9 protein-coding genes are annotated in these 10309 nt (G+C 69.7%); 5 read left to right on the forward strand and 4 right to left on the reverse strand.

Annotation, left to right across the window (positions count from 1 at the left end; translation table 11 throughout):
• Positions 1-281: 281 nt before the first annotated feature.
• The gene (nadA, locus tag ACFWJW_RS30190; RefSeq protein ID WP_387247349.1) at positions 282-1469 is read right to left on the reverse strand and encodes a quinolinate synthase NadA; all 1188 of its coding nucleotides are present in this window, start codon (positions 1467-1469) and stop codon (positions 282-284) included.
• A 316-nt stretch (positions 1470-1785) separates the two neighbouring features.
• Here nadA and erpA point away from each other — a divergent pair, with 316 nt between their 5' ends.
• Complete coding sequence (gene erpA, locus ACFWJW_RS30195; protein ID WP_006606077.1) at positions 1786-2139, forward strand: iron-sulfur cluster insertion protein ErpA; 354 nt, start codon at positions 1786-1788, stop codon at positions 2137-2139.
• 104 nt (positions 2140-2243) lie between these two features.
• On the opposite strand, the gene ACFWJW_RS30200 is transcribed toward erpA, so the two are convergent.
• Entirely contained in the window at positions 2244-3770 is a 1527-nt protein-coding gene (locus tag ACFWJW_RS30200) for a hypothetical protein (protein ID WP_387247350.1), read from the reverse strand.
• Between the two features lie 125 nt (positions 3771-3895).
• Positions 3896-4123, reverse strand: a complete 228-nt coding sequence (locus tag ACFWJW_RS30205; RefSeq protein WP_387247351.1) for a hypothetical protein — start codon at positions 4121-4123, stop codon at positions 3896-3898.
• A 158-nt stretch (positions 4124-4281) separates the two neighbouring features.
• Here ACFWJW_RS30205 and ACFWJW_RS30210 point away from each other — a divergent pair, with 158 nt between their 5' ends.
• Complete coding sequence (locus ACFWJW_RS30210; protein ID WP_387247352.1) at positions 4282-5256, forward strand: carbohydrate kinase family protein; 975 nt, start codon at positions 4282-4284, stop codon at positions 5254-5256.
• Positions 5257-5265: 9 nt separating this feature from the next.
• Here ACFWJW_RS30210 and ACFWJW_RS30215 read toward each other — a convergent pair whose 3' ends face one another.
• The gene (locus tag ACFWJW_RS30215) at positions 5266-6792 is read right to left on the reverse strand and encodes a cysteine desulfurase/sulfurtransferase TusA family protein (protein WP_387247353.1); all 1527 of its coding nucleotides are present in this window, start codon (positions 6790-6792) and stop codon (positions 5266-5268) included.
• Between the two features lie 373 nt (positions 6793-7165).
• Here ACFWJW_RS30215 and coxB point away from each other — a divergent pair, with 373 nt between their 5' ends.
• Genes coxB through ACFWJW_RS30230 form a run of 3 tightly spaced genes read left to right on the forward strand, consistent with a single transcriptional unit; the run spans position 7166 to position 10256 of the window.
• The gene (coxB, locus tag ACFWJW_RS30220) at positions 7166-8128 is read left to right on the forward strand and encodes a cytochrome c oxidase subunit II (protein WP_387247354.1); all 963 of its coding nucleotides are present in this window, start codon (positions 7166-7168) and stop codon (positions 8126-8128) included.
• Positions 8125-9861, forward strand: a complete 1737-nt coding sequence (gene ctaD, locus ACFWJW_RS30225; RefSeq protein ID WP_168478723.1) for a cytochrome c oxidase subunit I — start codon at positions 8125-8127, stop codon at positions 9859-9861. Before coxB ends, ctaD begins: the two co-directional genes overlap by 4 nt.
• Positions 9858-10256 carry a cytochrome c oxidase subunit 4 gene (locus tag ACFWJW_RS30230; RefSeq protein ID WP_128506350.1) on the forward strand — a complete coding sequence of 133 codons (399 nt, stop codon included), beginning with the start codon at positions 9858-9860 and terminating at the stop codon, positions 10254-10256. The genes ctaD and ACFWJW_RS30230 overlap by 4 nt, the downstream gene beginning before the upstream one ends.
• Positions 10257-10309 lie beyond the last annotated feature (53 nt).

A 10309-nucleotide genomic window follows, 5' to 3' on the forward strand; every position in this document is an offset into this window, starting at 1 on the left:
GGGCCGGTGTGTGGGACGTAAAGCGAAGCAGTCCCACACACCGGCCCGGAGGCCCGTCACCGCACCCCAACAGCCCCGCGCAACGGCAAAGCCCGCCGCAGGCGCACTGGCGAAGATCCCGCAAGCCTCACCCGAGCCACAGCCCCGCGCAGCGGCACCGCCCGCCGCGTGGGGGTACCTCCCACGCCCTTCAGGCAGTGGGGGAGCAACGGCGGGGGCACCGCGCAAGCGGGCACCAAACGGCGCGAAACCCCCACGGCGGGGCAGCCGAAATCGTGCGGCTACGGCAACGCCAACATCCGCTCAAGCGCCAACTTGGCGAAGCTCTCCGTCTCCTGGTCGACCTCGATGCGGTTGACGACCTTGCCGACGGCCAGCGACTCCAGCGCCCACACCAGGTGGGGAAGGTCGATCCGGTTCATCGTCGAGCAGAAGCAGACCGTCTTGTCGAGGAAGACGATCTCCTTGTCCTCCGCGGCGAAGCGGTTCGCCAGCCGGCGGACCAGGTTCAGCTCGGTGCCGATGGCCCACTTCGAGCCACGGGGGGCGGCCTCCAGGGCCTTGATGATGTACTCCGTCGAGCCGACGTAGTCCGCCGCCGCCACGACCTCGTGCTTGCACTCGGGGTGGACCAGGACGTTGACGTCGGGTATGCGCGCCCGTACGTCGTTCACCGAATCCAGGGAGAAGCGGCCGTGCACCGAGCAGTGGCCGCGCCACAGGATCATCTTGGCGGCCCGCAGCTCCTCGGCGGTCAGCCCGCCGTTCGGCTTGTGCGGGTTGTAGACCACGCAGTCGTCCAGGGTCATGCCCATGTCGCGGACGGCGGTGTTGCGGCCCAGGTGCTGGTCGGGCAGGAAGAGGACCTTCTCGCCCTGCTCGAAGGCCCAGTCCAGCGCGCGCTTGGCGTTGGAGGAGGTACAGATCGTGCCGCCGTGCTTGCCGGTGAAGGCTTTGATGTCGGCCGAGGAGTTCATGTACGAGACCGGCACGACCTGTTCGGCGATACCGGCCTCGGTGAGCACGTCCCAGCACTCGGCGACCTGCTCGGCGGTGGCCATGTCGGCCATCGAGCAGCCGGCGGCCAGGTCGGGGAGGATGACCTGCTGGTCGTCGCCGGTGAGGATGTCGGCCGACTCCGCCATGAAGTGCACACCGCAGAAGACGATGTACTCGGCGTCCGGCCGGGCGGCGGCGTCCCGCGCGAGCTTGAAGGAGTCGCCGGTCACATCGGCGAACTCGATGACCTCGTCGCGCTGGTAGTGGTGCCCGAGGACGAAGACCTTGTCCCCGAGCTTCGCCTTGGCCGCGCGGGCGCGCTCGACGAGGTCGGGGTCCGACGGGGCCGGCAGATCGCCGGGGCACTCCACACCGCGCTCGCTCTTCGGGTCGGCCTCGCGGCCGAGGAGGAGCAGGGCCAGCGGGGTCGGCTGGACGTCCAGGGGCTGGGCGGTGGTCACAACACGCACCCTCTCTTTTCTGCGGGCGGCTCTTGATACAGCCTTTTCGTCTATTTGACGTTATCTATCATAGCTGCTTCACGTCACTTTGACGATGGCCATAGTGTCGATGTGACGCATCAGCACCCCGCCGTGTGCGGTCGGCCACCTGTTCTCGGTGGCCGGTGTGCGAGCATGAGGAGAGAACGACAGGAGAGGCCGCCCCCGGCGGTGCCCGGAAGGCTTCTCGACGAATTGCGCCCAGCCGGAATTAATCCGGGACGTCCCCGGTTGCAGCTGGTTGCAACCGATGACAAGCGGTCCGTACAACCCGGGAGAGATCTAGATGAGCGTTCAGGACGAGACCACCGTCAGCGACGGCATCATCCTGTCCGATGCGGCCGCGTCGAAGGTCAAGAGCCTTCTGGAGCAGGAAGGCCGGGACGACCTCGCGCTGCGGGTGGCCGTGCAGCCCGGCGGCTGCTCCGGCCTGCGCTACCAGCTCTTCTTCGACGAGCGCTCGCTCGACGGCGATGTCGTCAAGGACTTCGACGGCGTCAAGGTCGTCACCGACCGGATGAGCGCCCCCTACCTGGGCGGTGCCTCCATCGACTTCGTCGACACCATCGAGAAGCAGGGCTTCACGATCGACAACCCGAACGCCACCGGCTCCTGCGCCTGCGGCGACTCCTTCAGCTAAGGAGTACGGGCCGGTACGCACGAAAGCGGCGCCCCCAGAGGGGGAGCGCCGCTTTCGCCGTATCCGTCTCCGCCGGGTCCGCCCGGCGGCTTCCGCGGGGCCCGTTACCGCTTCGGCACGGAGTCGCCGCTCGACTCATCGATCACCTTCCGGCCGTCCAGCGGCTTCTCCAGCGTCACGGTCTTGGTGAACTCCTTGGCGATCTTCACGCAGACCTGGCCGGGCTTCTTGTCCTTGCCGACGACCTTGGTCTTCACCGTCGTCGCCGACTCCTGCGCGCTCACCGAGTAGACGCTGCACACCCCGCCCCAGAAGTGCACGGTCAGCTTCTTGCCGCCGTCGCTCACGTCGTACGACTCCAGGGCCATCGCCCCCGGCTTCCCGGTCGGCTTGTGCGGCGACTGTCCCGGGCTCTGCGACGTCCCGCTGCCCCGGTGGGCCAGGTACTTCGGGTTCACCGCCGGGTGCGTGACCGTCGAGGCGGTGTCCGGGCCGCTGCCGGCGCCCGGCTGGCGCACCTTGTACAGCCACGACGGCACCAGCGCCTGGCCGCCGTCCACGTACTGCACCGCGAGCCCGAAGACCGCACCGGTCACCTCGGCCGGCGGCTGCGCCTTCGTCGGCGACGGCTCACAGGGCGCGATCCCGCCGTCCTTGCCGCCCTTGTCGGTCTTGTTGCCGGGCGTCGAGGGGCAGCCGGCCGGCTTGCGGCCCTCGCCCGAATTCAGCCGGTCCAGCGTCTTTTCGGCGCTCAGCACCGGATACTCCGCGCCCTTGACCGGATTCGCCAACTGGCCGCTGCCACCGACCACCTGACCGTCCGAGCCGACCTGGAGATCGCTCTGCCAGCCATAGGTCGGCAGCCCGCCGAGTACCGGGTTCGCGGTGACGACCCGTACCGCGCCGGACAGCCCGCCCGCGTCGAGCCGGGCGTTCTTCTGGCCGAGCGCCGTCAGCACCGGCCGCACCGCCTGCTTGGCCTTCTCCGGCGACACCGCGCCCTTGCCGCTGCTGTCGTCCTCGGTCGTGACGTCCCCGCCGCCGCGGTACGACGGACAGCCGGGCCGGTTCGACGGGGTACCGCCACCGGACCCGTCCTGGCCGCCCTTCGGGGAGGCGGGCAGCGCACAGTTCGTCCCGCCCGGGGTGCCGTACTGCGAGTACGTCCACGCGCCCGAGCCGGTCTTGCTCACCTGGAGGAGGGGGCCACGGGAATCCGGCGCCCCGCCCACCTTCCAGCTGGCGCCCTCCGAGCGGACCTTTCCGGCCACATCCAGCGCCTTCGCCAGCCGCTCCACCGACTGCCGGCTGATCTCGCCCTTGGGGCGGTACACCGGCGCGGACGCCGGACCGCCGGGCAGCTTCTTCACCGCCCGGTACTTCGCACCCTGCGGATTGGGCTCACCGGCCGCGATCGAGCCGCCGCCGCTGTAGCCGTCGAGCGCGAGCGGCGGCGGGTCGCCCTTCGCCGCGGAGCCCGCGCCGGAGCCCTCACTGCTGGACGCGGACGAGGCCCAGTACGCCGCGCCGCCCCCGGCCAGCAGCACCGCGGCGGCCATCGCGGCGGCCACCAGCGGGGTACGCCGCTTGCGCTCCTTGGGGTTCGTGTCGGTGCTGTCCTCGGTGTTCACCGCATCGCTCCTTCAGCTCCGCTGAACATCTGACGTGCCATCCTCCATGAGGTGGACGTCGATGGGACGGGGCGGGGGCGTGCGCGGTTCCCCCGGCACGCGCTGCGGCGGCCGCGGGGCGGGACTCAGTCGCCGTACTCGGACATTCCGTCCACCAGTGCGGCGGAGGAGTCGGGGACCTTGACGCCGTGCAGATCGGCGGCGCGTCCCGGCGCGGGCGCGGAGGACCGGCCGGCCTTCCAGTGGCCCGCCATCCGCGCGCAGTCGCCGCGCAGCTCGTCGAGCGACTCCGGCTCCTGCGGGTGGGGGGAGGCGCCGTGGCGTGGTGTGACGGCTTTCACAGGCTTGGTCATAGGGGCACCGTACGCAGCCGAGTATCGAGGAGAAAGACCTACTATCGGGTAGTTTCAGTGGTTCAAGTGTCCGGGATGACCGGGTGGTGCGCGACCTCGCGGGGTAGCGTTGCTTCACGTCCGCCCGTCCCTCCGCCTTCCGCAGGAGCAGACCCGTCGTGCGTATCGCAGTCACCGGCTCCATCGCCACCGACCACCTGATGACCTTCCCCGGCCGCTTCGCCGATCAGTTGGTCGCCGACCAGCTGCATACGGTCTCCCTCTCGTTCCTGGTCGACCAGCTCGACGTCCGCCGCGGCGGCGTCGCCGCCAACATCTGCTTCGGCATGGGCCAGCTCGGCACCGAGCCGATCCTGGTCGGTGCCGCCGGCAACGACTTCGAGGAGTACCGCGCCTGGCTCGACCGCCATGGCGTCGACACCCGCTCCGTCCGCATCTCCGAGGTGCTGCACACCGCCCGCTTCGTGTGCACCACCGACGCCGACCACAACCAGATCGGGTCGTTCTACACCGGCGCGATGAGCGAGGCCCGGCTGATCGAGCTCCAGCACGTGGCCGAGCGGGTCGGCGGCCTGGACCTCGTCCTGATCGGTGCGGACGACCCCGAGGCGATGATCCGGCACACCGAGGAGTGCCGCAGCCGCGGAATCCCGTTCGCCGCCGACTTCTCCCAGCAGATCGCCCGGATGGACGGCGACGCCATCCGCACCCTCCTGGAGGACGCCGCCTACCTCTTCTCCAACGAGTACGAGAAGGGCCTGATCGAGTCCAAGACCGGCTGGACCGACGAGGAGATCCTCGCCAAGGTCGGCACCCGCGTCACCACCCTCGGCGCCAGCGGCGTCCGCATCGAGCGGGTCGGCGAGCCGGCTCTTGAGGTCGGTGTCCCGGAGGAGAACGCCAAGGCCGACCCGACCGGCGTCGGCGACGCCTTCCGCGCCGGCTTCCTGTCCGGTCTGGCCTGGGGCGTCGGCCTGGAGCGCGCCGCGCAGGTCGGCTGCATGCTGGCGACGCTGGTCATCGAAACCGTCGGCACCCAGGAGTACGAGCTGCACCGCAGTCACTTCATGGACCGCTTCACCAAGGCATACGGCCACGAGGCCGCCGCCGAGGTCCAGCAGCACCTGGTCTGAACCGCCGGGTCAGGCGCGGCGCCGCACGACATACGCGGCGCCGCGCTCGGCCGGCCGCTCGCCCACGTACTCCTGCTCGCGCATGGCGCACCAGGCCGGGATGTCCTGCCGGGCGGCCTCGTCGTCGGCGAGCACCGTCACCGTCCCGCCGACCGGCACCTCCAGGACCGCCTTCGCCAGCTCGATCACCGGGAGCGGGCAGCGCTTGCCGAGCGAGTCGACGACCAGACCGGCCGGTTCGGCGGAGGCAGTGGACTCGCCGGGCTCTACGGACTCACCGGGCTCCCCAGGTTCCTCGGCCGCTGCCGGGGCCGCTACCGGGCCGCCGGCCGCCGCTTCCGGGCCCCCGCCGGCCGTCGCCGCCACCGGCTCCCGCCCTGCCGCCGTCTCCCGCCCCGCCGCCGGGACGCCCAGCCGCTCCCGCACCGAGCGCACCACCGCCGGCAGCACCTCCAGGAAGCGCTCCACCTCCGCGCCCTCCGTGCCGTACGGCAGCGAGACCCGCACATTCCCCTCGGACAGCACGCCCATCGCCCGCAGCACATGGCTCGGTGTCAGCGTGCTGGACGTACAGGACGAGCCGGACGACACCGAGAAGCCCGCCCGGTCGAGCTCGTGCAGCAGCGCCTCCCCGTCGACGTAGAGGCAGGAGAAGGTCACGAGGTGGGGGAGGCGGTGCACCGGATCGCCGGCCACCTCCACATCCGGCACCAGCTCCGGCACCCGGGTCCGGATCCGGTCCACCAGCTTCCGCAGCCGGGCCGCCTCGGCGGCGGTCTCCGGGCCCGCCCGCAGTGCGCGCAGCGACGCCGCGGCGGCCACGATCGCCGGGATGTTCTCGAACCCCGGGCTGCGGCCCGACTCGCGCTCGTCCCGCGGCCCCTGGGGGGCGAACCGGGTCCCCTTGCGGACCGCCAGCAGCCCCACCCCGGCCGGGCCGCCCCACTTGTGGGCGCTCGCCGCCAGCAGCGACCAGCCGCCGGGCACCGGCCCCCAGGGCAGCGACTGCGCGGCGTCCACCAGGAGGGGCACGCCCGCCTCCTGGCAGAGCGCGGCCACCTCCTCGACCGGCTGCTCGGTCCCCACCTCGTGGTTGGCGGACTGGAGACAGACCAGTGCGGTGTCCGGGCTCAGCGCGGCGGCGACGTCCCCGGCCGCCACCCGGCCCCCGCGGTCCACCGCCAGCTCCGTGCAGCTGCCGCCGGCCGCCGCATGGACCTCGGCGGCATGCAGCACGGAGGAGTGCTCGACGGCGGAGTACAGCAGCCGGCGGCCGGCCCGCCGGCGGGCCGCCAGCGCCCCCGCGACTCCCGAGTGCACCGCCTGTGTCCCCGAAGGGGTGAAAACCACCTCGTCCGGGCGGCAGCCCACGGCCTCGGCCGCGGCCTCCCGCGCCGCGTCCAGCAGCAGCCGGGCGCGCCGCCCCTCGCGGTAGAGGCGGGCCGGGTCGGCCCAGCCTTCGTCCAGCGAGGCCAGCAGGGCCTCGCGGGCGACGGGATGCAGCGGGGCGGCGGAGGCCGCGTCGAAGTAGGGCACATACGAGACGTTAGTCCCCTCTTTCCGGGGAGCGGGCCCGGCACCCGCCGGGCGGGAGCGCGGGACCCCGGTCCCGCGGGGGCGGGGCGGGCCGGCGCCGCCGGGGGAGCGGTGGGAGCCGGTGCCGGGCGCGGCGTCAGATGCCTGGTGAAAGCGGGTAATCGGGGCTTCGGCGGACGTCTCCCGAAGGCCCTGGCCACCCCTTAGGGGTGCGACGCGGCGCGTTGGGCACCCTCCCCGCGCGACCCCAAATAGCGTCCAGTAGGGTTTGGTCCGCATAAACATCCAAACCCCTGCCCGCGCCAGGGCCGGCGACCGACCAGCGAGACGGCCGCAGCCGGTCTCGCGGGCGAGACTCTCGGGAAGGCGCTACGTGAGTCCCAACGGCTCCGACCGCTCGTCGCGGCGCCCGATGCGGCGGAAGCTGCCGCAGGTGCTTGCTGCGGGCCTGGTCCTGGCGACCGCGACTGGTTGCACATATAAGGACTTCCCCCGCCTCGGCATGCCAACGCCCGTCACCGACGAGGCGCCGCGGATCCTCTCTCTTTGGCAGGGCTCCTGGGCCGCCGCCCTCGCAACGGGCGTGCTGGTGTGGGGCCTGATCATCTGGAGCGTGATCTTCCACCGCCGCAGCAGGACCAAGGTGGAGGTCCCCGCGCAGACCCGGTACAACATGCCGATCGAGGCGTTGTACACGATCGTGCCGTTCATCATCATTGCGGTGCTTTTCTACTTCACCGCACGTGATGAGAGCGCACTCCTCAAGACTTCGAAGAAGCCGGACCACGTCGTGAACGTGGTCGGCTTCCAGTGGAGCTGGGCGTTCAACTACCTGGAGAACACGGACGGCGACAAGTCGACGTCGGCCATCGACTCCCCGGCGCTCAAGGCGATCCCGGACAAGTGGAAGAAGACCGCGCCGGCCGGTGCCGACGGTGTCTACGACACGGGCACCCCGGGTGAGCGCAACCCGCAGACCGGCAACCCCGGTCCGACCCTGTGGCTGCCGAAGGGCGAGACGGTCCAGTTCGTGCTGACCTCTCGTGACGTCATCCACTCCTTCTGGGTGGTGCCGTTCCTGATGAAGCAGGACGTCATCCCGGGCCACACCAATGTCTTCGAGGTGACTCCCAACAAGGAGGGAACCTTCATGGGCAAGTGTGCCGAGCTCTGCGGTGTCGACCACTCCCGGATGCTCTTCAACGTCAAGGTTGTCTCCCCCGAGCGGTACCAGGAGCACCTGAAGGACCTGGCGAAGAAGGGCCAGACCGGATACCTGCCGGCGGGCATCGAGCAGTCGGATCACGCCAGGAATGCGGAGACCAAGAACCAGTGAGCATCCTCAACGAACCTCAGGGTGCCGCCGCCGATACGGCTCCGGCAGCACCGCCCGTACGCAAGAAGCAACCCGGCATCGCCGTCGTGAAGTGGCTGACGACCACTGACCACAAGACGATCGGCACGATGTACCTGGTCACGTCGTTCGCGTTCTTCTGCGTCGGCGGCCTGATGGCGCTGCTCATGCGCGCCGAGCTGGCCCGTCCCGGCACGCAGATCATGTCGAACGAGCAGTTCAACCAGGCGTTCACGATGCACGGCACGATCATGCTGCTGATGTTCGCGACGCCGCTGTTCGCCGGATTCGCGAACTGGATCATGCCGCTCCAGATCGGCGCGCCCGACGTGGCGTTCCCGCGGCTGAACATGTTCGCCTACTGGCTCTACCTCTTCGGCTCGCTGATCGCGGTGGCCGGCTTCCTCACCCCGCAGGGTGCGGCCGACTTCGGCTGGTTCGCCTACTCCCCGCTGTCGGACGCGGTCCGCTCGCCGGGCGTCGGCGCCGACATGTGGATCATGGGTCTGGCCTTCTCCGGCTTCGGCACGATCCTCGGTTCGGTCAACTTCATCACCACGATCATCTGCATGCGGGCTCCCGGCATGACGATGTTCCGGATGCCGATCTTCACCTGGAACGTGCTGCTGACCGGTGTGCTGGTGCTGCTGGCCTTCCCGGTGCTGGCGGCGGCGCTGTTCGCGCTGGAGGCGGACCGTAAATTCGGGGCGCACGTCTTCGATGCGGCCAATGGCGGGGCACTGCTGTGGCAGCACCTCTTCTGGTTCTTCGGCCATCCCGAGGTGTACATCATCGCGCTGCCGTTCTTCGGCATCATTTCCGAGGTCATTCCGGTGTTCTCCCGGAAGCCGATGTTCGGTTACATCGGTCTGATCGCGGCGACGATTTCGATCGCCGGTCTTTCGGTGACGGTGTGGGCGCACCACATGTATGTGACGGGCGGCGTGCTGTTGCCGTTCTTCTCGTTCATGACGTTCCTGATCGCGGTGCCGACGGGTGTGAAGTTCTTCAACTGGATCGGCACGATGTGGAAGGGCTCACTGTCCTTCGAGACGCCGATGCTGTGGACGATCGGCTTCCTGATCACCTTCACCTTCGGTGGTCTGACCGGTGTCATCCTGGCCTCGCCGCCGATGGACTTCCACGTCTCGGACTCGTACTTCGTCGTGGCGCACTTCCACTACGTGGTGTTCGGTACGGTCGTGTTCGCGATGTTCGCCGGTTTCCACTTCTGGTGGCCGAAGTTCACCGGCAAGATGCTGGACGAGCGGCTCGGCAAGATCACCTTCTGGACGCTGTTCGTGGGCTTCCACGGCACCTTCCTCGTCCAGCACTGGCTGGGTGCCGAGGGCATGCCGCGGCGTTACGCGGACTACCTCGCGGCCGACGGCTTCACGGCGCTGAACACCATCTCGACGATCAGCTCGTTCCTGCTGGGCCTGTCGATCCTGCCGTTCATGTACAACGTCTGGAAGACGGCGAAGTACGGCGAGAAGATCGAGGTCGACGACCCCTGGGGTTACGGCCGCTCGCTGGAGTGGGCGACGTCCTGCCCGCCGCCGCGGCACAACTTCCTCACCCTGCCGCGCATTCGCTCCGAATCCCCGGCGTTCGATCTGCACCACCCGGAGATCGCAGCTCTTGACGCGCTGCACAACGGCCGCGCCACTGAGGACGACAAGAGCCTCGCCGGCGGCAAGGAGGCGGGCAAGTGAAGATCCAGGGCAAGATGTTCATCTGGCTCTCCGTCTTCGTCCTCGCCATGGCGATCGTCTATGGCGTCTGGTCGAAGGAGCCCGCGGGTACCACCGCACTGTTCCTCGCCTTCGGCCTGTGCATCATGGTCGGCTACTACCTGGCCTTCACGGCCCGGCGGGTCGACGCGGGTGCGCAGGACAACGAGAACGCCGAGGTCTCGGACGACGCCGGTGAGCTGGGCTTCTTCAGCCCGCACAGCTGGCAGCCGCTGTCCCTGGCCGTCGGTGGCGCGCTCGCCTTCATGGGCGTCGTCTTCGGCTGGTGGCTGCTGTACTTCTCCCTGCCGGTGATCCTCGTGGGTCTCTTCGGCTGGGTCTTCGAGTACTACCGCGGCGAGAACCGCACGCAGTAACGGCAGGCAGCTGCCGTCGGGCGGGCCCGGACACCTCAACAGGTGGGAGCGCC

The sequence above is a fragment of the Streptomyces sp. NPDC127097 genome, assembly GCF_042724075.1.
Classification (GTDB): domain Bacteria; phylum Actinomycetota; class Actinomycetes; order Streptomycetales; family Streptomycetaceae; genus Streptomyces.